Source organism: Micromonospora sp. SD19, from assembly GCF_054462275.1.
The window spans coordinates 36,654-57,495 of record NZ_JBTLMN010000001.1 but is presented as its reverse complement, the minus strand read 5'-3'; the positions used below and the strand labels follow the sequence as shown (position 1 = coordinate 57,495).

General features: G+C 72.1%; 21 protein-coding genes and 1 tRNA gene. 15 read left to right on the top strand and 7 right to left on the bottom strand.

The annotated features are described in order from the left end of the window. Positions 1-104 precede the first annotated feature (104 nt). The 4 genes from ACX27O_RS00255 to corA all read left to right on the top strand — a co-directional run bounded on the left by ACX27O_RS00255 (position 105) and on the right by corA (position 3,715). Positions 105-497: a CBS domain-containing protein gene (locus ACX27O_RS00255; RefSeq protein WP_030331644.1), complete on the top strand. Its 393-nt coding sequence runs from the start codon at positions 105-107 to the stop codon at positions 495-497. A gap of 84 nt (positions 498-581) precedes the next feature. Next, a complete protein-coding gene (locus ACX27O_RS00250; RefSeq protein WP_210865575.1) occupies positions 582-1,040 on the top strand; it encodes an ester cyclase in 459 nt (152 codons plus the stop codon). 106 nt (positions 1,041-1,146) lie between these two features. Beyond that, on the top strand, positions 1,147-2,241 hold the full coding sequence (locus tag ACX27O_RS00245; RefSeq protein ID WP_030331641.1) for an aminotransferase-like domain-containing protein: 1,095 nt from the start codon (positions 1,147-1,149) through the stop codon (positions 2,239-2,241). Between the two features lie 325 nt (positions 2,242-2,566). Beyond that, a complete protein-coding gene (corA, locus tag ACX27O_RS00240; RefSeq protein ID WP_210857659.1) occupies positions 2,567-3,715 on the top strand; it encodes a magnesium/cobalt transporter CorA in 1,149 nt (382 codons plus the stop codon). Positions 3,716-3,782: 67 nt separating this feature from the next. Here the strand turns inward: corA and ACX27O_RS00235 are convergent, their stop codons facing one another. Next, positions 3,783-4,562 (bottom strand): hypothetical protein, encoded by a 780-nt coding sequence (locus ACX27O_RS00235; protein ID WP_030331637.1) that lies wholly within the window; start codon positions 4,560-4,562, stop codon positions 3,783-3,785. An 84-nt stretch (positions 4,563-4,646) separates the two neighbouring features. On the opposite strand from ACX27O_RS00235, the gene ACX27O_RS00230 reads away from it, so the two are divergent. After that, positions 4,647-5,177: a peptidylprolyl isomerase gene (locus ACX27O_RS00230; protein ID WP_030331635.1), complete on the top strand. Its 531-nt coding sequence runs from the start codon at positions 4,647-4,649 to the stop codon at positions 5,175-5,177. Positions 5,178-5,265: 88 nt separating this feature from the next. After that, positions 5,266-6,177: a rhomboid family intramembrane serine protease gene (locus tag ACX27O_RS00225; RefSeq protein WP_030331633.1), complete on the top strand. Its 912-nt coding sequence runs from the start codon at positions 5,266-5,268 to the stop codon at positions 6,175-6,177. A gap of 4 nt (positions 6,178-6,181) precedes the next feature. Here ACX27O_RS00225 and ACX27O_RS00220 read toward each other — a convergent pair whose 3' ends face one another. Then, entirely contained in the window at positions 6,182-6,610 is a 429-nt protein-coding gene (locus tag ACX27O_RS00220) for a PH domain-containing protein (RefSeq protein ID WP_030331632.1), read from the bottom strand. Between the two features lie 112 nt (positions 6,611-6,722). Here ACX27O_RS00220 and ACX27O_RS00215 point away from each other — a divergent pair, with 112 nt between their 5' ends. From ACX27O_RS00215 to ACX27O_RS00190, 6 genes are all read left to right on the top strand, one after another. Continuing rightward, the gene (locus ACX27O_RS00215; RefSeq protein WP_458938796.1) at positions 6,723-7,895 is read left to right on the top strand and encodes a thiolase family protein; all 1,173 of its coding nucleotides are present in this window, start codon (positions 6,723-6,725) and stop codon (positions 7,893-7,895) included. A gap of 56 nt (positions 7,896-7,951) precedes the next feature. Further along, positions 7,952-8,965 (top strand): aminoglycoside phosphotransferase family protein, encoded by a 1,014-nt coding sequence (locus ACX27O_RS00210; RefSeq protein WP_358129662.1) that lies wholly within the window; start codon positions 7,952-7,954, stop codon positions 8,963-8,965. A gap of 111 nt (positions 8,966-9,076) precedes the next feature. Continuing rightward, positions 9,077-9,583, top strand: a complete 507-nt coding sequence (locus ACX27O_RS00205; protein WP_030331626.1) for a hypothetical protein — start codon at positions 9,077-9,079, stop codon at positions 9,581-9,583. 90 nt (positions 9,584-9,673) lie between these two features. Beyond that, positions 9,674-10,366: a response regulator transcription factor gene (locus ACX27O_RS00200; RefSeq protein WP_210857662.1), complete on the top strand. Its 693-nt coding sequence runs from the start codon at positions 9,674-9,676 to the stop codon at positions 10,364-10,366. After that, a complete protein-coding gene (locus ACX27O_RS00195; RefSeq protein ID WP_358129666.1) occupies positions 10,359-11,825 on the top strand; it encodes a sensor histidine kinase in 1,467 nt (488 codons plus the stop codon). Before ACX27O_RS00200 ends, ACX27O_RS00195 begins: the two co-directional genes overlap by 8 nt. Before the next feature lie 56 nt (positions 11,826-11,881). Then, positions 11,882-12,481 carry a hypothetical protein gene (locus ACX27O_RS00190; RefSeq protein WP_030331620.1) on the top strand — a complete coding sequence of 200 codons (600 nt, stop codon included), beginning with the start codon at positions 11,882-11,884 and terminating at the stop codon, positions 12,479-12,481. A gap of 39 nt (positions 12,482-12,520) precedes the next feature. Here ACX27O_RS00190 and ACX27O_RS00185 read toward each other — a convergent pair whose 3' ends face one another. Both ACX27O_RS00185 and ACX27O_RS00180 read right to left on the bottom strand, forming a co-directional pair. Then, positions 12,521-14,122 (bottom strand): ricin-type beta-trefoil lectin domain protein, encoded by a 1,602-nt coding sequence (locus ACX27O_RS00185; protein ID WP_358129672.1) that lies wholly within the window; start codon positions 14,120-14,122, stop codon positions 12,521-12,523. 248 nt (positions 14,123-14,370) lie between these two features. Further along, on the bottom strand, positions 14,371-16,596 hold the full coding sequence (locus ACX27O_RS00180) for a glycosyltransferase family 39 protein (protein ID WP_458938795.1): 2,226 nt from the start codon (positions 16,594-16,596) through the stop codon (positions 14,371-14,373). Between the two features lie 123 nt (positions 16,597-16,719). Between ACX27O_RS00180 and ACX27O_RS00175 the strand changes: the two genes are divergently transcribed. Next, positions 16,720-17,427, top strand: coding sequence for a glycosyltransferase family 2 protein (locus ACX27O_RS00175; protein ID WP_030331614.1), 708 nt, complete (start codon positions 16,720-16,722; stop codon positions 17,425-17,427). On the opposite strand, the gene ACX27O_RS00170 is transcribed toward ACX27O_RS00175, so the two are convergent. Both ACX27O_RS00170 and ACX27O_RS00165 read right to left on the bottom strand, forming a co-directional pair. After that, positions 17,413-18,306, bottom strand: a complete 894-nt coding sequence (locus tag ACX27O_RS00170) for a transketolase family protein (protein WP_210857669.1) — start codon at positions 18,304-18,306, stop codon at positions 17,413-17,415. The genes ACX27O_RS00175 and ACX27O_RS00170 overlap by 15 nt on opposite strands. A gap of 8 nt (positions 18,307-18,314) precedes the next feature. After that, the gene (locus tag ACX27O_RS00165; RefSeq protein WP_358129677.1) at positions 18,315-19,007 is read right to left on the bottom strand and encodes a transketolase; all 693 of its coding nucleotides are present in this window, start codon (positions 19,005-19,007) and stop codon (positions 18,315-18,317) included. A 47-nt stretch (positions 19,008-19,054) separates the two neighbouring features. On the opposite strand from ACX27O_RS00165, the gene soxR reads away from it, so the two are divergent. Then, on the top strand, positions 19,055-19,528 hold the full coding sequence (gene soxR / locus ACX27O_RS00160; RefSeq protein ID WP_030331609.1) for a redox-sensitive transcriptional activator SoxR: 474 nt from the start codon (positions 19,055-19,057) through the stop codon (positions 19,526-19,528). A gap of 28 nt (positions 19,529-19,556) precedes the next feature. Here the strand turns inward: soxR and ACX27O_RS00155 are convergent, their stop codons facing one another. After that, positions 19,557-20,555, bottom strand: a complete 999-nt coding sequence (locus tag ACX27O_RS00155) for an NAD(P)H-quinone oxidoreductase (RefSeq protein WP_030331607.1) — start codon at positions 20,553-20,555, stop codon at positions 19,557-19,559. A gap of 161 nt (positions 20,556-20,716) precedes the next feature. On the opposite strand from ACX27O_RS00155, the gene ACX27O_RS00150 reads away from it, so the two are divergent. Continuing rightward, positions 20,717-20,806, top strand: a tRNA-Ser gene (locus tag ACX27O_RS00150). The last annotated feature ends 36 nt before the right edge of the window (positions 20,807-20,842 follow it).

Here is a 20,842-nt window from a genome sequence, read left to right as displayed (position 1 = left end):
AGTAGCCAGCGTCCGCAGCTTGTGCGATGCCGCTCTTGTCCCGGAAACATCCACCGACCACCATGTCTGTACCGAATGCCACCGTCCCAAAGGAGTGATGCGTGATGCAGGTACGGGATGCGATGTCCAGCCAGGTCCTCGTCGTCGGTCCGGAGCACACGCTCCGCCAGGCGGCCCGGATGATGTCGGCCCGTGGTGTCGGGTCGGCGGTCGTGATCGACCCGGATTCCGAGGGCGTGGGGATCATGACCGAACGCGACGTGTTGAAGGCCATCGGCGCCGGCCTGGACTGCGACGTGGAACGCACCGGTGCCCATCTGACCTGGGACGTTGTCTACGCGGGGCCGGAGTGGACAGTGGCCGAGGCCGCCGCCGCGATGGCCCGGGGCGGATTCCGGCACCTGGTGGTGCTGGACGGCCGGGAGGTCGCCGGCGTGATCTCGGTGCGGGACATCATGCGGGTCTGGTCGGAGAACCAGGCGGTCGCCACGACCTGACCGGGGGTGGTGTGCCGGGCCGGATCGATGGGTAGACATCCCCGTGCGGGCGCGGAAATGCCGTGGCCCGCGGGGGAGGTCCCGATGCGCGACGCGGAACGGCTGGTCGAGCAGCAGTACGCGATGCTTCTGCGTCGGGACGTGGCCCGGTTGCCGGATCTCTACGCACCGGAGGCGTTCTACGCCATGCCGGGCGTGACGGTCCGTCCGATCGAGCTGCCCGCGCTGCTGCGCACCTGGACCGGCGCTTTCGGAGATCTGCGGGTCGACCCGATGGGTTCGGTCCGCACCGGCGGGGGCGCGGCGGTCGAGCTGCGGCTGACCGGCACCCACACCGGCACCCTGCATTCCCCGTACGGCACCGTCGCTCCCACCGGCCGGGTGGTGAGCTGGGAGGTGGCCGACGTGGTCCGGGCCCGCAAGGGCCGGATCACCGCCTGGCGTTCCTACTTCGACTGGAGTCAGCTTCTCGACGCGCTCGGCGTGCAGCTGGGGGGACTTTCCCGGGCCGCGCAGCACGACGCGCTCGCCCTTCCGGTCTGATCTGCCGCCGACCGGTCCAGCGGGGTCACCCGACCCGGTGGCTCAGGATGCGGACATCGCCGTGCCGACCGCGCGTTCCCCGTCGCCGCCCGTACGCTCAACATCCATGACCGCCGAGCAGTTGATCTCCTTTGCCCGTGGGGCTCCCTCGCTGGACATCGTCGATGTCGAGGGGCTCAAGGCCGCCGCCGTCCGCGCCTTCGACGCCGACCCCGCGGGGGTGACGGCGTACGGCACCTCCGTCGGGTATCTCCCGCTGCGGAAGTGGATCGCCGAGAAGCACGGGGTCGAGGCCGACCAGGTGCTGGTCACCAACGGGTCTCTCCAGGCCGACGCGTTCCTCTTCGACCACCTGGTCCGCCCCGGCGACGCGGTGGTGGTGGAGCGCCCGACGTACGACCGGACGCTGCTCAACCTCCAGCGGATGGGCAGCGAGCTGCACGGCATCTCGGTCCAACCGGATGGTCTGGACACTGCCGAGCTGCGCAAGTTGCTGGAGTCCGGGGTCCGGCCCCGGCTCGCGCACGTCATCCCGAACTACCAGAACCCGGCCGGCATGACGCTGTCGCTGGAGAAGCGCCGGGAGCTGCTCGACCTGGCCGCCGAGTACGAGTTCACGATCTTCGAGGACGACCCGTACGCGGACATCCGCTTCCGTGGTGAGGCGTTGCCGTCGATGCTCTCGCTGGACACCCGCAACGTGGTGGTGCACGCGTCGAGCTTCACCAAGACGGTCTGCCCGGGTGTGCGGGTGGGTTACCTGGTCGGCCCGGCCGACCTGATCGCCGCCATCGCGAAGAACGCGACGAGCCTCTACATCTCCCCCGGGATGGTGTCCCAGGCGATCGTGCACCAGTTCTGCGTCTCCGGTGACATCGACCGCTCGATCGAGACGGTCCGGGCGGCGCTCGGCGAACGGGCCCAGGTGCTCGCCGAGTCGTTGCGCCGGCACCTGCCGCAGGCGCGGTTCGTGGAGCCCGACGGTGGCTACTTCCTGTGGGTGGAGTTCCCGCAGGACGTGTCTGTCGACCGGCTCGCCCCGGCGGCGGCCGAGCGCGGCGTCGCCGTGGTCAAGGGCAGCGACTTCATGGTGGACGGCGGGCGGCACGCGCTCCGGCTGGCCTTCTCGGCGGTGACCGCCGACCGGATCGACGAGGGCGTCCGGCGGCTTGCGGAGGCCGTCGAGGCCGTCCGGGACTGACATTATCTGTCGGGTTCCCGACAGAACGACGATGCCGGCCGTCCCGGGGCTCCCCTCCGGGCGGCCGGCTGGCCCACAATGCTGCGAGCGTCACCCCGTCAGCTGCGGACATCACCGCCCGGTCCCCGGGCCGGCCCCGCCCGGGTGGACGCGGCAGCACAACCTCCCGCCCCCACAGGTGCCGGGCGGGCCGTGTCGTCCCCCGCACACCCCCCGATGCGGCCCGGCCCGCCCGGCGCCGCCCCCCACGCGACCGCCGTCACACCGGTCCTCGACTCCGGTCGGCGTAGCCTGCAAGCCGCAGCTGAGCGCGGGAGGTGACGCGATGACGGATCGGACAGAGCGGGACCGGACGGCACCGTCGGCCACCGGTCGGGTGCTGCGACCCCGGGCGTGGCCCTCCCCGGTGCGGGCGATGACCCGCATCCTCAACGCCGACGGCTCGCCGCCCGTCCCGGCACCGACCGGCCCCGGCCGCAGCGCGGTGGTCGACTGCGCGCTCTACGTCGACGGCAAACGGCAGCCCGGCGACTGGACGTACGCGGACGCGCTGGCCGCGGCCCGCCGCGAGGAGCACGGCTTCGTCTGGATCGGTCTGCACCAGCCGGAGCTGGCCGAGATGACCGCCATCGCGGAGACGTACGGCCTGCACGAGCTGGCGGTCGAGGACGCGGTCAAGGCCGAGCAGCGCCCCAAGCTGGAGCGGTTCGGCGACGTCGTCTTCCTGGTGCTGCGTACCGCCCGGTACTGCGAGCACACCGAGCTGACCGAGAACTCCGAGGTGGTGGAGACCGGGCAGGTGATGCTCTTCATCGGCCCGAACTTCGTGATCAGCGTCCGGCACGGGGACGCCTGCCGACTCGCCCCGATCCGCGCCGACCTGGAGACCAAGCAGGAGTTGCTGCTGCACGGCCCGTGGGCGGTGGCGTACGGGGTGACCGACCGGGTGGTCGACCTCTACCTGGAGGTGGCCGACCAGATCGAGGACGACCTGGACATGCTGGAGGCGGAGGTCTTCGACCGGCACGGCCACGGCCGGATCCAGCGGATCTACCAGATGAAGCGGGAGCTGGTGGAGTTCAAGCGGGCGGTGGTGCCGCTGCAACGGCCGCTGATGACGCTGACCTCGCAGGTCAACCGGGACGTGCCCAAGGAGATCCGCAAGTACTTCCGGGACGTGCAGGACCACCTCAGCCGCACCGTGGAACAGGTGAACTCCTACGACGACCTGCTGAACTCGATCCTCCAGGCGCGGCTGGCCCAGGTCACCGTCGACCAGAACAACGACATGCGCAAGATCGCCGCCTGGGCAGGCATCGCCGCGGTGTGGACCGCCATCGCCGGCATCTACGGGATGAACTTCGACAACATGCCCGAGCTGAGGATGACGTACGGCTATCCCGTCGTCCTGGCCCTCATGCTCGGCGTCTCGCTGGCCCTCTACCGTTGGTTCCGCCGCAACGGCTGGCTCTGACCGTGACGCGGAAGCGCCGACGAGCGGGGGGACCCACTCGTCGGCGCTTCACGCGCTGTCGCTGACCTCAGCGGCGGCCGTTGGTGCGGGCCGTGTCCTTGCCCAGCGCCTTGGTGAGGTCGTCGGTCGGCCGGCCGGAGACGTCAGTGGCGCCCTCGGCGACCGACGGGACCTTGTCGGTCGGGCGGACACCGGTCTGCTTGGCCGGGGCGGTGGTGCTGGCGCTGGAACCGCCGGCCACCGCCGAGCTGCCCGCGCCGGTCATCCCCGCCGCGCCGGAGATGGCGGAACCGTCCGACCCCTTGGCGGCGGACGGCGTACGGACCTCGATCGAGTCGACCTCGTCGCGCATCGGCTCCAGGGTGCTGCGGGTCGGGTCGTACTCGGCCCACTCCTGCTGCTCCCGGCGGCGGCGCAACGCGACCGCGCCGGCCAGGCCGGCGATGGCACCCGCCGCCAACAGGCCGGTCATCATCGAGCCGCGACGACGCGGCTGCTTCTTCTTACCGGTGATCCGCATGGTCTTCGACTTGGCCTTCCTGGTCAGCGGCCCTGCCTGAGCGGCGCCGTCACGAGCTGCCGCCGCCAGCGGTGCCAGCGTGGTGAGAGTCGTGCCCCAGCCGGTCGCCGCGCGGTCGCGTACCTTCACCGCGGTCGGCCCGACGTAGCCCCGGGCCACCTGGACCCGCGGGCCGACGGTCGCGCCGGCGCCCTTCGCGGCGTGGTTGGCTGCCTGCATCAGGTGGCTGATGCTCTGGTTCAGCTCGGCCTTCGCCAACTGCGCCTGGGACTGCCGCCGCCCGAATCCAAACACGGTCCTACCTCCTGGGAGTTGTTCCTTCGTCATCCTCCACCTTCGGATGCCTCCGCGATGCCAGATCGGGCACATGGGAGGATCCGCATGGAACTGACCAACGAGTGAGGAGTACCCGTGGCCGAGGCTGTCTACGCCACCCTGCACACCAACGCTGGCCCGATCCGGCTGGAGCTCTTCCCCAACCACGCGCCGAAGACCGTCCGCAACTTCGTCGACCTGGCCGAGGGCAACCGTGAGTACACCGACCCGCGCACCGGTCAGCCGGGCAACGGTCCGTACTACGACGGCACCATCTCGCACCGGGTGATCAGCGGTTTCATGGTCCAGATGGGCGACCCGACCGGCACCGGTCGGGGCGGGCCGGGCTACAAGTTCGCCGACGAGTTCCACCCGGAGCTGCGGTTCGACCGTCCCTACCTGCTGGCGATGGCGAACGCCGGACCGGGCACCAACGGTTCGCAGTTCTTCATCACCGTGTCCCCGACGCCGCACCTCAACAACCGGCACACCATCTTCGGCCAGGTCGCCGACGAGGAGTCGGTGAAGGTCGTGGACTCGATCGCGAACACCCCGACCGGCCCGAGCGACCGTCCGCTCCAGGACGTCGTCATCGAGCGGGTCGAGATCGAGCGGTCTGCTTCCTGAGCGACCGGCGAGGTACCTTTGCTCGCATGATTGAGCGCTCCGGAGCATGGCCGGTGGACCGCGCGGCGGCGGACGGAGGGTCGGCCCGGTGAGCGAGTCGCCACCGACCACCCCGGTCTGCTACCGGCACCCCGGTCGGGAGACCTACGTCCGCTGCACCCGCTGCGACCGGCCGATCTGCCCGGACTGCATGCGGGAGGCCTCGGTCGGGCACCAGTGCCCGGAGTGCGTCAACGAGGGGCGTCGCAGTGTCCGGCCGGCGCGTACCGCCTTCGGCGGCGGTACGGCCGGCCGGCACGGCTATGTCACCAAGGGCCTCATCGCCCTGAACGTGCTGCTCATGCTGCTCTCCATCGCCTCGGACCGGGGTGGGGACGCGGCGGTGGGCGGTTCCGGCTTCGGCGGCCTCATGGGTGGCAGCACCCCGCTGACCAACTGGGGTTCGGTGCTCGGGCTGGCGTTCTTCCCGGACGGCACGCTCGGTGGCATCGCCGACGGCGAGTGGTACCGGCTGGTCACCGCGATGTTCCTGCACTACGGCGTAATCCACCTGCTGCTGAACATGTGGGCGCTGTGGGTGCTCGGCCGGTCGTTGGAGGCCAACCTCGGGCCGCTGCGCTTCGGCGCGTTGTACCTGATCGCGGGCTTGGGCGGTAACGTCGCCGCCTACCTGTTCAGCGCGCAGAACTCGGCCACGGCCGGCGCGTCGACGGCGGTCTTCGGCCTCTTCGCCGCGCTGATCATCATCGAACGCAAGCTGGGTCGGGACATCTCTCAGGTGATCCCGATCCTGGTGATCAACCTGGTGTTCACGCTGACCGTGCCGGGCATCTCGATCCCCGGGCACCTGGGCGGGCTGGCGGTCGGCGCGTTGATGGCGTTGGTGCTCGCGTACGCGCCGCGTGGTCGGCGGACGCTGGTGCAGGTCGCCGGTGGGGCGATCATCCTGGCGGTGCTGCTCGCGCTGGTCCTCTTCCGCACCGCCCAACTGCTCAGCTGACAGATCAGCTGACCGGGCGGGCGGCCCGCAGGGCGGCGGCCACCTCTTCCGGGGTGGCCCCCAGGTCGTAGCGGCCGAACAGGTGCAGCGAGTTGCCCGCGTCGATCTCCAGGGTCTCGCTGGTCAGCCCCAGCCGGGGTCGTCGGTCGACGGCGATGGCCTCGACCGCCGACCAGGGCAGCAGCCGCCGCCCGGCGAAGCCGTGGATGACGGTGAGCCCCGCTGGATCGACCGCCAACCGGACCGGCGCGACCAGGTCACGTACCGCCCAGCCGGCCAGCGCCGCGGCGGCCAGGGCGGCCACCGTCAGGCGGACCGGGTCACCGTCGGCGAAGAGCAACCCGAGCGCGACGAGCAGGACGGCACCGGCCAGCTTCGCCGCCGGGAGGGTCGACGGCACTCGCCACTGTCGTACCGGGGAGGTCTCATCCACCCGCCCAGCATGCCAGCGGCCCCCGGATTCCGGCACCTCGTGCAGGTGTGGGCGGACGGTCGGTCCGGGGACGACGTAGGATCGGGGCAGCCCAAGTTACCGGGGAGTAAACATGAGTGACGCGGTCATCGTCGGCGCGGTTCGTACCCCGGTCGGGCGGCGCAAGGGCAGCCTCGCCAGCGTCCACCCCGTCGACCTCTCGGCGCACGTCCTGCGCGCCCTCGCCGAGCGCACCGGGCTCGACCCGGCCCAGGTCGACGACGTCTTCTGGGGCTGCGTGTCGCAGGTCGGCGAGCAGTCGTGGAACATCGCCCGCAACGCCGTGCTCGCCGCCGGCTGGCCCGAGTCGGTGCCCGGCACCACACTGGACCGGCAGTGCGGCTCCAGCCAGCAGGCCCTGCACTTCGCCGCCGCGACGGTGCTCTCCGGCCAGGCCGACCTGGTGGTCGCCGGTGGAGTCGAGTCGATGACCCGGGTGCCGATGGGCTCCAGCGTGGCCGGCGGCATGCCGTTCAGTGACCAGTTGCGCGCCCGCTACCGGGGCGTCGAGGGCTTCGCCGACGACGCGCCGCTGCCGTTCAACCAGGGGGTCGGGGCCGAGCTGATCGCCCAGCGGTGGCGCCTCTCGCGTACCCAGCTCGATGAGTTCGCGCTGGCCAGCCACAAGAAGGCGGCCGCCGCACAGGACGCCGGCGCGTTCGACCCGGAGCTGGCGGCGGTGCCGCTCGCCGACGGCGGCAAGTTCGCCGCCGACGAGGGCATCCGCCGGGAGACCTCCCTGGAGAAGCTGGGCGAGCTGGCGACCCCGTTCCGCGCCGACGGCGTGGTGACCGCCGGTTCCGCGTCCCAGATCTCCGATGGCGCCGCGGCCCTCGCGGTGACCACCTCCGACTGGGCCAGCCGGCACGGCCTTCGCCCACTGGCCCGGATCCACACCGCCGTGGTCGCCGCCGACGACCCGGTCACCATGCTCACCGCGCCCATCCCGGCCACCGCGAAGGCGCTGCGCCGCGCGGGGCTGGGCATCGAGGAGATCGGGGTGTACGAGGTGAACGAGGCGTTCGCGCCGGTGCCGCTGGCCTGGCTGGCGGAGACCGAGGCGGACCCGGAGCGGCTCAACCCGCGCGGCGGGGCGATCGCCCTCGGTCATCCGCTCGGCGGCTCCGGTGCCCGGATCATGACCACCATGCTCCAGCACATGCGCGACAACGGGATCCGCTACGGCCTGCAGACCATGTGCGAGGGCGGTGGCATGGCCAACGCCACCATCGTCGAGCTGGTCTGACTCGCGGTCGGAAAAGACGTGGCCCCGGCCGGGAAGGGCCACCTAGGGTGCCCGGTGTGACGACGATCCCCGGTGAGCGCACCCCCGACTGGTCCGACGAACGGTGGCAGATGCGGGCCCGCTCCTGGGTCGACGCGCAGCTGAGCCGGGCCGGTCGCCGGGTGACCGGGCTGGTGGAGCCTCGGGAGCGGCCCTGGTCGCTGGTCTGGCGGGTGCCCACCGACGACGGCCCGGTCTGGTTCAAGGCCAACAACCCCGGCACCGTGCACGAGGCGGTCCTGATCACGGCGCTCGCCGAGTTGACGCCCGACCGGGTGCTGGCGCCGATCGCTGTGGACCCGGAGCAGGGCTGGTCGCTGCTGCCCGACGGTGGCGAGTCGTTGCGCGACGTGCTGGCGCGCGACAGTGATCTGGCGCACTGGGAGCGGGCGCTGCCCGGGTACGCGGCGCTGCAACTGGCGAGCGCCCCGCACGCCGACGAGCTGGTCGCCCGGGGCGTGCCGGACCAGCGGCCGGAGGTGCTGGCCGACCTCTTCGTCGAGCTGCTCGACGACCGCGAGGCGCTACTGATCGGTGCCGAGGGCGGGCTCAGCCCGCAGCTGCACGAGCGGTTGCGGGCCGAGGTGCCGTCGTACGCGCAGCGGTGCCGGCGGCTCGCCGACATCGGCATCCCGGCCACCGTGCAACACGACGACCTGCACGACGGCAACGTCTTCGCGGGTCGGGACGGCTACCGCTACTTCGACTGGGGCGACGCCTCGGTGGCGCACCCGTTCGGCACCTTGCTGGTAACCCTGCGTGCCGTCGCGGACGCCAGGAAGCTCGCCACCGACGACGCCCAACTGGTTCGGTTGCGAGACGCCTACCTGGAGGCGTGGACCGACCGGTACGACCGGCGGACCCTGGTGGAGGCCGCCGACCTCGCGATCGCCCTGGGGCCGGTGAGCCGGTCGCTCTCCTGGCGTCGCGCGCTGGACACGGCGGCGGAGTCCCGCGCCGAGTACGCCGCCGCTGTCCCGGGCTGGCTGGAGGAGCTGTTCGCCGCCAGTCCACTTCAGCCCACCGTCTGACCACTACCCGTCCGAGTCGAAAATCGGACAGGCAGTGCGACTGGCGGCGTGGAACTTCCAAAAAAGCTCCGTGACCCACGTCACCCCGCTGGGGACGTCGTTGGGCAGGTCATGGACGTCTTCTCCCGAACGTTCCTTCCGGCCGCCGCCGAGGCTGGCCTGGCCGTGCAGACGGTGAGCCGGCACATGCCGGTCTTCCGCCGCTGCGTCGGCTCCGGTGACGCCACCATCCTGGTCACCCGTTGCAGCCGCCCCGACCGCCCGGTCACCGGCGACTACCTGTTGCTGCTCACGCACCGCCGACTGGTGGTGACCCAGCAGACCCGCCTCCTGCACCGACTGCGCCTGCACCTCAACACCGAGCTCCGCGAGCTGAGCAACGTCACCTGGAGCCCGGACCCGCGGTTGCAGTCGGTCGAGATGGCGGCCACCGCGATCGACGGGATCCGTGAGCGGTTCCTGATCCGGACCAGCCACCCGAAGCAGGTCTGGCAGCTCGACGCGTTGCTCAACCAGGCGTTCCGGACCCGCCTGCGGCCAACCGGCGCGCGGGTCGTCGCCAGCATCGGTGACACGCCGGCCGCCGCGCGGCCCGGGATGTTCGCTCCGTCCTGGTGAGCTGACGCCCCGTCGGGCTTCGCACCGCCTTTACCGAACTCGAACACGCACCGATCGCACCCGGCCCACCGGGTCGGCAATCATGGGCCGGTGACCGCCGAAACGCCGCATCGCGGGCTCGTCCTCGTCGTGGAGGACGAGCCGGCCATCGCCGACCTGGTCCGGCTCTACCTCACCCGGGACGGGTTCGGCGTCCACCTGGAACGTGACGGCGAGGCCGGTCTGAGCGCGGCCCGCCGGTTGCGTCCGGTGGCCTGCGTGCTGGACATCGCGCTGCCGGGCCTCCCCGGCACCGAGATCTGCCGCCGGCTGCGCGAGGCCGGCGACTGGACTCCGGTCATCTTCCTCACCGCCCGGGACGACGAGGTGGACCGGATCATCGGCCTGGAGTTGGGTGCCGACGACTACGTCACCAAGCCGTTCAGCCCGCGGGAGCTGGTCGCCCGGGTGCGCGCCGTGCTGCGCCGGACCGCCGGTGGCCCGGAGGCCGCGGACCGGGCACGTGTCGTCGGCCCGGTGACGCTCGACCCGGCCCGCCGTACGGTCACCGCCGCCGGCGCCCCGGTGCAGCTCACCTCCACCGAGTTCGACCTGCTCGCCCACCTGATGGCCCGGCCCGGCCGGGTCTTCACCCGGGAGGAGCTGCTGGCCGGGGTCTGGGGGTACGCGGCGCACGCCGGCACCCGGACGGTGGACGTGCACGTCGCCCAGGTACGCGCGAAGCTCGGGCCGGCCAGCGTGATCCGCACCCATCGCGGGGTGGGGTACGCGGTCGATGCGTGATCACCCCGGGCACGTCGAGTCGCCGACCATGGCCCTGCCGGTGGTCGGCGCCACCCCACCCGCCGCACCGCGACGAGGCCGGTTCGGCCGTACGCTGACCGCCCGCGCGGTGCTCGTCACCTGTGCGGTGGCGCTGGTGTCGGTGCTGGTCACCGCGATCGTGGCGGTGCCGTTGGCGATCCGTGGCGTGCAGCGGGGCGAGCAGGAGGCGCTCGCCGCCCAGGCCCGGCTCGCCGCCGAGGTGCTGCGGACCCGCCTCGACCGGGGTCGCAGCGCCGACGAGGAACGCCTCATCCAGCAACTGCGCGACCAGGGCATCGACGCGTACCTGATCAGGCGCGGTGCCGCCGACCGGCCGGGCCTGCCTCCCCGGGTGGTGCAGCGGATCGGGCAGGGCCGCAACGTGTCGGCTCGCCGTTCGGTCAACGGTGAGTGGGCACTGGTCGAGGGTCGGGCGCTGGCCGGCGGCAACGGGGTGGTGCTCTCCCGCCCGTTGGCCACCGGGCTGTGGGCGCGCGTGCTGCTCAGTCTCTGGTTGCCGCTGCTGGCCGGGTTGACCGCCGGTGTGGTGGCCGGGCTGCTGCTGGCCCGCCGGCTGGCCCGGCCGATCCGTGTCGCGGCCACCGCCGCCGCCCGGCTGCGTGCGGGTGACCGCGCCGTCCGGGTGCCGGTCGAGCCGCCGGACGAGGTCGCCGACCTGGCCGAGGCGTTGAACGGGCTGGCTGCCGCGCTGGCCACCAGTGAGGGCCGGCAGCGGGAGTTCCTGCTCTCCGTCTCGCACGAGCTGCGCACCCCGCTGACAGCGATCCGGGGGTACGCCGAGGCGCTCGCCGACGGGGTGCTCGGTGCCGACGACACGGTGGACACCGGCCGGACGGTGCTGGCCGAGGCGCAGCACCTGGACCGGTTGATCGGTGATCTGCTGGCGCTGGCCCGGCTGGAGGCCGCCGACTTCCCCCTTGAACCGGTGCCGGTGGACCTGACCCAGTTGGCAGTGGACGCGGAGCCGACCTGGTCCGGTCGGTGCGCGGCGGTGGGCGTGCCGTTCCGGGTGGAGACGCCAGGTCGGCCGGTGCCCGGGTACACCGATCCGGGGAGGATCCGGCAGGTGCTGGACGGGTTGCTGGAGAACGCGCTGCGGGTCGTACCCCCGGGGTCGCCGGTGGTGCTCGCGGTCCGGCCGGCCGGCGCGGACCCGGCGCACGGCGGCGTGTTCGAGGTCCGCGACGGCGGGCCGGGCTTCACCGACGACGACCTGGCGGTGGCCTTCGAACGCGGTGCGCTGCACGAGCGGTACCGGGGCGTGCGCAAGGTGGGCAGCGGCCTGGGGTTGGCGCTGGCCGCCGGGCTGGTCCGCCGGTTGGGCGGGGAGATCACCGCGGGGCACGCGCCGGAGGGCGGTGCCGCCTTCACGGTCCGGCTGCCCGGTGATCCTTACCTGACCCGAACATCGGCTTGACGCTCCGCTCGTCGTTCCCAGGAAGGCTGAGGGCTCCACTGACGAGAGGGAGAGTCATGCCACGTTGGGGTATCGCCACCGGCACCACGGCACTGCTCGCGGCGGTCGCGCTCGGCGTCAGCGGCTGCGGCGCGGCCGAGGTGGCCAGCCAGCCCGCCCGGGACACCGCCGTCGAGGTCGCCGCCGCCATGGGAGTCGAGGGTCAGGCGCTGACCGCGATGGGCTTCGACGCCGACGACCTGGACGTACTGACCGTCGCCGCACCGGCCACCCCGACGCCGGGCGGATCCCCCGCCGCCCAGGAGAAGGGCCGGGAGAAGCGCGGCGAGGAGTGGCGCAAGCGGCGCCAGGCCCGCGTGCTGCTGCGGAAGAACACCCTGCACGGTGAGGCGGTGGTGAAGACGAAGGACGGCGGTACGCGGACCGTCGCCGTGCAGCGCGGTGAGGTGACGGCGATCGACGGCGACTCGATGACCGTCAAGTCCTCCGACGGCTTCACGATGACCTGGACCTTCGGCGATGACCTGCGGGTCGTCGAGCGGCGGGCCACCGTGCAGCCGAGCGAGGTCAAAGTCGGCGCGACGCTCGGCGTCGCCGGCGCCAAGGACGGCGACAAGGGCGTGGCCCGGCTGATCCTCGTTCCCCGCGCCAAGTGAGCGCAGGGGCCCTGGTCGACGCCAGGGCCCCTGCCCCACTCAGTAGACGCGGGAGCCGATGAAGTCGTCGTGTCCGTAGCCGACCGGGTTCGCGGCGGTACGGGCTTCGAACGACCACTGCTGTCGGGTGCTGCTGGAGCAGGTCGCCAACCGCAGGCGGGAGCTGCCCAGCAACGGGTTGTCGAACGCCACGCAGAGGTTGCTCGCGGCGGCCGGCCTGATCTGGTTGCCGGAGAAGACGAACTGCTGCGCGCCGGTGCCGTTGCAGTCGTAGATGTTGACGGCGGTGCCGGCGGTCATCGAGCTGTTGGCGACGTCCAGGCACCGGTCGTGGGACAGCTCCGAGTGCAGGGACCGCCGGGTCGAGTCGTACCAGAAGCCCTGGTTGCGCCCGCCGTGGCAGGAGTACGGCTGCTGCACGGTGCCGTTGCGGGAGTCGTAGCCCTTGCCGTCGACGCAGGTGCCGGTGGCGAGGTTGCGCAACTGCTTGAACTCCATCAGCCCCGGGTAGAGCACACCACTGCCGGTGCTGGCCGGGTCGACGCAGCTGGCCCGCGTCTGCCCGGAGTTCCAGAACTGGGTGATGCACTGGGCGAACATGCCGTGCCCACGGGCGTTGGGGTGGAACGACTGGCGGGCGGCGTTCTCGTTCCAGATGCCGACCTCGATGTACAGACCGCGGACCGACGTGTTGTCGGTGCACACCTCGTGCCCGTGGAAGAGCCGGCTGGCGTCCAGGTAGCGGGTGCCGGTGTTCGCCGCGGCCGACCGCAGCGCCGACTCGAACATCGGCACCGCCTTGTTCCGGGCGAACGCCGCGTCGGCCAGGTAGAGCAGGCAGCCGCCGGCGTACCAGCCGGGGAAGTTGGGGTTGTCCTCGACGTCGGGGCTGCCGGGGCTCGGGTACGACATCAGCACCAGCTCGTAGTCCGAGCGCAGGTAGCCGGCCTTGGTCATGGTCTGCCGGATGTCGGTGAGCGCCGACTCCACCGCCTGTCGGCTGCCGTCGGTGCGGATCGTCCACTGGTCGGTGTAGGTGGGGTAGCAGGCGCCCTGGAAGAACACCCTGCGGACGGCGCAGTCGGTGGCGACCGGACCGAACTGGATGGTGCCGTCACCGTTCGCGCCGACCACCACCCAGATCAGCTTCACGTGCGTGTTGCGCGCCTTGATGCCCAGGTAGTCGCCCTGGTTCAGTTCGTTGTGCTGGGTGGGGCCGCCGGCGATCAGGTTCCAGGGGGTGGCACCGGAGCAGGCGATGTTGTACTGCGCGTCCGAGGTGATGCCGGTGCGGAACACCGCCTGGTCGTACGAGCGGTCGCACCAGTTGCCGTCCTGGTGGGTGCCGGGGACGTAGTTGCCGACCCCCTCACCGGAGATCTCGCTGTCACCCATGGTGATCAACGCGGTTCGGCGTTGTTCGATCGGGCGGATCGCGGGGCTGCCGTAGAGGGCGGTCGCCTCGGCGGCCCGGATGGCTTCGAGGTTGGCGGGGAGTGGTTGGACGGTCGGTCGGTCGGCGGCACTGGCGGGGGTGGCCGGTCCGGCGAGCATCGGTAGCACGAGAGCGGCGACGGCGACGGCGACGGTGATGGCCCGTCGTCGGGTCGCGCGTTCGGGCCTGGCGGGGATTGCAGGCATCGACGCACTCCTTTCGGCTCAATCGCGGGACGTCGATTGAGTTACCAGACGGTAACGTGCGGATCAACAGATGTGAATGCGCTTCGGATCCTTGCGCGCGGGATGCAGAACCGCCCGGATCGGACTATCCGGGCCTCTGGTCCGGCGGTTCGGTGGCCGTGCTGGTCCGTTCCGGGCCGCCGGGGCGGACCGTCCGAGTCCGACGGCACCGGGCTCCCGGCCCGGCGGCGTCCGGTCGGCCGTCCCGCTCAGCGGCCCGGCGGCAGCGCGTAGCCGACGTAGCCGCGGAACTCCAGCCGCCAGCCGGCCGGAACGAGCTTGGCGCAGGCCGCCTTGCCGCCGGTGCAGACGATCGCGTCGACCGAGGCGGGATCGGCCGGCGGTCGTTCCGGCAGCACCGACTGCAACGCCACCAGCTCAGGCGAGCCACCGTCGGGCTGCCGCAGCAGCAGCCACCACGGGTACTCCCAGTTGTCGTTCTGCTGCACCAACCCGATCCGGCGCGCGCCGCTGTCCCGGACCGCTGTCGCCGCCCAGCGGAACTCGTCGGCCCACTGCGGTCGGCGCAGGAACCGGGTGTCCCAGTCCGAGGTGGTGAAGACCGAGCCCGCACCGACCAGCCGGCGCGGGAAGCCGTACGACAGCGCGAGCACTCCGGCCAACGCCGAGGTGGCGAGCACGGTGACCGCAGCCACGGTGGCCACCGAACGACGTCCCCGACCGCCCACCGACGCGCCGCCGGCAGCCGCTGGTGCGGGGTCGTCCGAGCGGCGGCGGAAGAGCGCGTCCAACCAGAGGCCGGCGAGGGGCACGGCGAGCACCACGGCGTAGAGCAGCAGCCGGTTGCCCCACGGCTGCCACTTGATCATCGCGGTGTGCAGCAGCACGGCGGTCAGCACCACCACCGCGTACGCCCGCAGCGACCCGGCCCGCTCGGGGGCGATCTGCCGTGGCCGGCCGAGCGCGATCACCGCGCCGATCACCGCCAACACCCCGGCCAGCGGAAACGCCACCCGGTCCTCGTCCGGGTACCAGGCCGGCTCCGGGAAGAGTTCCCGGCCGAAGGTGATCGCACGGTCCTGCGGATCGACCCCGATCGCCTCGGCACCACTGATGATCACTTCGGCCCCGGCCCGGCGCAGCGGCGCCAGCGGCGTGTCGAACGCGGTGTGCCCGATCCGCAGCGCGTTGACCACCACCGACGCCGGGCCGTGCCGCTCCATCGGGATCGACTCGCGCAGCCGGGGTGGCCCCAGCGGGTGGCCGAACTCGACTGTCACCCGGGCCAGGAACGGGCCGACCACCACGGCCGCGACCACCAGGATCAGCACCGAACCGCCGACCGTGCGGGCCAGCCCGCCGACCGGCCGGGACCGCCGAGCCGCGCCCTCCGCCGCCGACTCGGTCGCCGCCGCGCTCCCGGTCCGGGCCAGCCGTAGCTGGGCCAACCCCCAGAGCACCAGCAGCGGACCGACAGCGATCAGGCCGCTGGTCTTCGTCACCGCGGTCAGCCCGGTAGCCGCCCCCAGCCCGAGCAGCGTGCCCCAGCCGGTCCGTCGACGCAGCCCGTCCAGCGCCAGGGTCGCCGCGCAGGCCACCCACGCCGCGCAGACCAGGTCGGTCTGCGTGCTGGTCGCCTGGAGCACCACCATCGGCGTGGTCGCCAGCACGAACGCGGTGAGCAACTGGGCCCGCCGGCCACCGCCGAGCTGAGCGGTGATCCGTGCGGCCACCAGGAGGCAGACCACCCCGGCCACCCACTGCGCCAGGTTGTACAGGTGGTCCCCGCCGCTGAGCAGGCGCAGGTGCAGCAGCAGGTACTCGGCCCCCGGCGGGATGGTCACCTGCCGGTGGATAGCCGTGGGCCAGAAGTCCAGGTCACCCTGGGCCACCCAGTGCTCCACCTTCGGCAGGTGGTACGTCTGCGAGTCGAAGTTGTTCGGCTCGGCCAGCAGCGCGACCAGCAACTCCACCAGGACCAGCCCGCCGATCGTGGCGGCGAGGAGCCGCTCGCCCGGTCGGGCCGTACGCCAGGTGTCGACCGCCGCGGCGAGCAGACCGGCAGGCCCCCGACCGGCCCGGGGCGGCGCGGGCGCGGGCTCACCGCGCTCGGCGGTCGGGGCGGACACCTCGGAGCCACCACCGGACACCACCGCGCCGACCGGCACCGCCAGCGGTACGGCGGCCGCCGACTGCCCGAGGCGGGTCTCCCGTCGCCAGCGCAGACCTGCCGCCAGCGCGGCAGCGACCAGGAAGAACAGCCAGGCGACGGCGAATGCGGGCCGGGTCAGCGCGTGGGTCGCGCCGAGCACCTCGACGACGAGCACCGCGTACGCCCCGGCGAGCAGGACGGCGCGCACCACGGCGAGCCGCAGCGGTGCCACAGCGCCCACCGTGCGTGGCCTCGCCGCGACGGTGAGCAGGAGCACCGCGGCGGCGGGAACCACCGCGAGCAGGGAGCCGGCAGCCGACATGGCGGAAGTAAACACCATTGATCTGAACCCGCCACGTCGACTGCCCCGCAGTGGCGGTAGGTGATGAACAAACCAACCAGGCTAGGCTATGGCCGACGTGTTGCCGCCACCGTGGAGATCCCCGTGAAGCTCTCGATCCTCATGCCGGTCTACAACGAGGAAGAACGCATCGCGGATGCCCTCAAGCAGGCACTGGCGGTTGACTATCCCTGTGAGGTCGAGCTTGTCGTCGTCGACGACGGCAGCCGGGACGGCACCGGGGAGGTCCTCGGTCGCGCCGACGACGCCCGCCTGCGGGTCATCACCCATCAGCGCAACGCCGGCAAGGGTGCCGCCATCAAGACGGCGGTCGACAACGCCGAGGGCGATTACATGGTCATCCTCGACGCTGACCTGGAGTACGACCCGCAGGACATCCCCAAGCTGCTCGACCCGGTGCTCGACGGGCGGGCCACCGTGGTCTACGGCAACCGCACCTTCGGCAGCCACAGCGCCTACAGCTTCTGGTACGTGATGGGCAACAAGGGCGTCACGATGGCGGCGAACGTGCTGTTCAACTCCTACATCGGCGACCTGGAGACCTGCTTCAAGCTGATGCCGGTGGCGCTCTACCGGTCACTCGAGGTGCGCTCGCGCGGCTTCGGCATGGAGGCCGAGGTGACCGGCAAGCTGCTGCGTCGCCGGATCCGGCCGTACGAGGTGCCGATCAGCTACCGGGCGCGCGGCCGGGAAGAGGGCAAGAAGATCACCTGGAAGGACGGCGTCGAGGCGATCTGGATCCTCGGGCGCGAGCGCGCTCGTCGCCGCCCCACCGCCTCAGCCGCCAACTGACCCCAGGAACGCGCTGATCGACCGCCGCAGACCGTCGGCGTCCAGACCATGCCACCGGGCGTGGTCGGCCGGATTCCCGTACCGTCGCAGGTCGGTCTGACCCACCCCGAGGGCGAGCAGTCGATGCGGTACGTCCGCCAGCGCCCGACTGACGAGCGCGCTCGACGTCCCCGCCAGGTACGGCTCGACCAGCACCACATCGGTGTCGACGAGCGCCCGCAGCCCCCGCGTGTCGAACGGCCGGGGCGTGTGGGTGTACGCCACCGTCACGTCCATCCCCTCCGTCGCCGCCACTGTGGGGTCGAGCATCGGCCCGACCGCCACCACGAGTGGCGCGTCCGTCCCGCCCCGCCGGAGCACCCGTAGCCGGGCGGCATCCGGGTACGCCTCGGCGTTGCGCTGCTCGGAAAGGCGCAGGTAGATCGGATCGTCGGTGGTGGCGGCGGTGCGCAGCAGCGGCGCCACCTCGTCCGGGTGACCGGGCACCCGGACCGTCCAGCCGTCGCCGAGTGAGTCGAAGAGCGCCACGTCCCCGGGCGACTGGTGGGTGCGGCCCTCCGCCGACCCGTCGTACGACGCGCCGATGCTGACCAGGACCGCCCCCACGCCCTGATGGTCCAGATCCAATTTGATCTGCTCGTACGCCCGGTCCACCAGGAACGTCGCGTACGAGTGCGCGATCGGACGCAGCCCGGTCAGTGCGAGCCCGCCGGCCACACCGATCATCAGCTGCTCCCGGATCCCCACGTTGAGAACCCGGTCCGGGTGCCGGTGCCCGACTGGGGCGAACTGGCTCGCCGAGATGTCGGCCAGCACCAGTGCGGTACGCGGATCCTCGTCGAGGAGCGCGGTGGTGGTGTCGATGAAGGCGGTACGCATGTCGGTCATCAGTTGCTCCCGATGCGGGCGACGACCAGGTGCGGCTGTCGTGGCCGGTGCCCGGTCAACGCCGCGTACAGGGCTTCGTGGTCCCGGCCGTCGACGGTGTCGGCAGTCCAGCCGTTGACGGTGAACCGGCTGGCGATGCCGCCGGCCCACCCGTGGCTGGCCGACGCGTTGTCGACCACGACCGCGGTGAGGCTGTCCAGGCCGGTCGCTCCGGCGTACGCGATCGCCTCGTGGTTGGATCCCTCGTCCAGTTCGGCGTCGCCGAGCAGCAGGTACACCCGGGGTTTGCTCAGCCCCTGGGCGCGCAGGCCGAGCGCGGTGCCGACGGCCAGCCCGAACCCGTGCCCGAGGGAGCCGGAGCCGATCTCGACCCCGGGCACCAGGAGCCGGTCCGGGTGGTGGCCGAGCCGGCTCGCCGGCCCGGCCAGGTCGTCGAGCCAGGTGTCCGGGATGAAGCCGTGCGCGGCGAGCACCGCGTAGTAGGCGGCCGGTCCGTGGCCCTTGGAGAGCAGGAACCGGTCCCGCTCCGGGTCGTCGACGGTGTCGGGGGTGACCCGCAACACCCGGTCGTAGAGCACCTGGAGGACGTCAATGGTGGAGTGCGCGCTGGGTGCGTGTTTCTCGTCGCCGTTCAGTCGGCGGATCAACCCGGGTAGGCGGGCGCTGCTGTCGGTGGTCAGTGCGGTGGTCATGCCACTACTGTGTGAGTTGAAGTGCACTTCAACTCAAGGACCTGGTGATGCCGGATTTGTTGACGATCGGTGAGCTGTCCGCCCGCTCCGGGGTGGCGCCGTCGGCGCTGCGCTACTACGAGCGACTCGGGCTGATCCGCGCCGACCGCACCGGCGGCAACCAGCGCCGGTATGCCCGCGCCGAGCTGCGGCGGGTCGCCTTCATCCGGATCTCCCAGCAGGTCGGCGTCTCGCTCGACGAGATCCGGGAGGCACTCGACTCGCTCCCCGAGGCCCGCACCCCCAGCCCACAGGACTGGGCGCGGCTCTCGGCGAGCTGGCGGAGCCGGCTGGACGAACGCATCCGGCTGCTCACCAAGCTCCGCGACGACCTGGACGGCTGCATCGGCTGCGGTTGCCTGTCCTTGCAGCGCTGCACGCTCAACAACCCCGAGGACACGCTGGCCGGCGAGGGCCCGGGTGCCCGACTGGTGCTGCCCCGACCGACGGACGCCCCAACCCCGGCGGGCTCGCTGAGCTGACGGCCGATCCGCCTCCCGGCGGGCTCGCTCAGCTGACGGCTGACCCGCCTCCCGGCGGGCGGGTCAGCAGCACCTTGCCGAAGTGGTCGTTCGACTCGACGAGCCGGTGCGCCTCCGCCGCCTCGGTCATCGGGAGCCGCCGGTCCACGATCGGCCGGATCCGGCCCGCCTCGACCAGCGGCCACACCTCGTCGCGTACCCCCTGGACGATCTCCGCCTTCTCCGCGAGCGGTCGGGACCGTAGCGACGTCGCGGCGACGCTCGCCCGCTTGGCCAGCAGCGCGCTGAGATCCAACTCGGCCTTGCGCCCGCCCTGCATCCCGATCACCACGAGCCGGCCGCCGGTGGCCAGCGCGGAGACGTTCCGCCCCAGGTAGGACCCGCCCATGATGTCGAGGATGACGTCCACGCCGCGCCCGTCGGTGACCCTCCGGGCCTCCTCGACGAAGTCCTGCTCCCGGTAGTCGATCGTGTGCGCCGCGCCCAGTTCGCGCAGCCGGGCGTGCTTGGCCTCGCGCGCGGTGGTCAGCACCGTGACGCCGAGGGCCGCCCCGAACTGGATGGCGAAGGTGCCGATCCCGCTGCCCCCGCCGTGCACCAGCAGGGTGTCGCCCGCGCCGAGCCGGGCCACCTGGACCAGGTTCGACCAGACCGTGCAGGCCACCTCGGGCAGCGCCGCCGCGTCGACCGGGTCGCACGCCGGCACCGGCAGCAACTGCCCGGCGGGGACCGCGACCCGCTCCGCGTACCCGCCGCCGGACAGCAGCGCGCAGACCTGCTGCCCGACCGCCCACCCGGCGACCTGGGCGCCGACCTCCGTGATCACCCCGGAGCATTCCAACCCGGGGTACGCCGACGCGCCCGGCGGTGGTGGGTAGTGCCCCTGCCGTTGCAGCAGGTCAGCGCGGTTGACCCCGGTGGCCCGCACATCCACGATCACCTCGTCGGGGCCCGGCTCCGGGTCGGGCACCTCGGCCCAGACCAGCGCGTCGGGACCACCGGGCTCCGGAATCGTGATGGCTCGCATGGGGCCAGTCTTCCCGATCTCACCCGGTGCCGCAGGCGCACCCTCCAGCCCACAGTGGACGGGCCAAGATGCCTGGCCGGCGCAGCGGGGAGGGACGCTGGGCCGCCCGGAGTGAGCCGTGGCAGACTATGCGTGGCCGTACGCCCACGGGTGGCGGTCCAGGAGGGTTCGCCTAGTGGCCGATGGCGCTGGTCTTGAAAACCGGTAAGGCAGCGATGTCTTCGTGGGTTCGAATCCCACACCCTCCGCCACCAACCCGGTGGTGATCAGCTCGGCTGCCGGGGGCG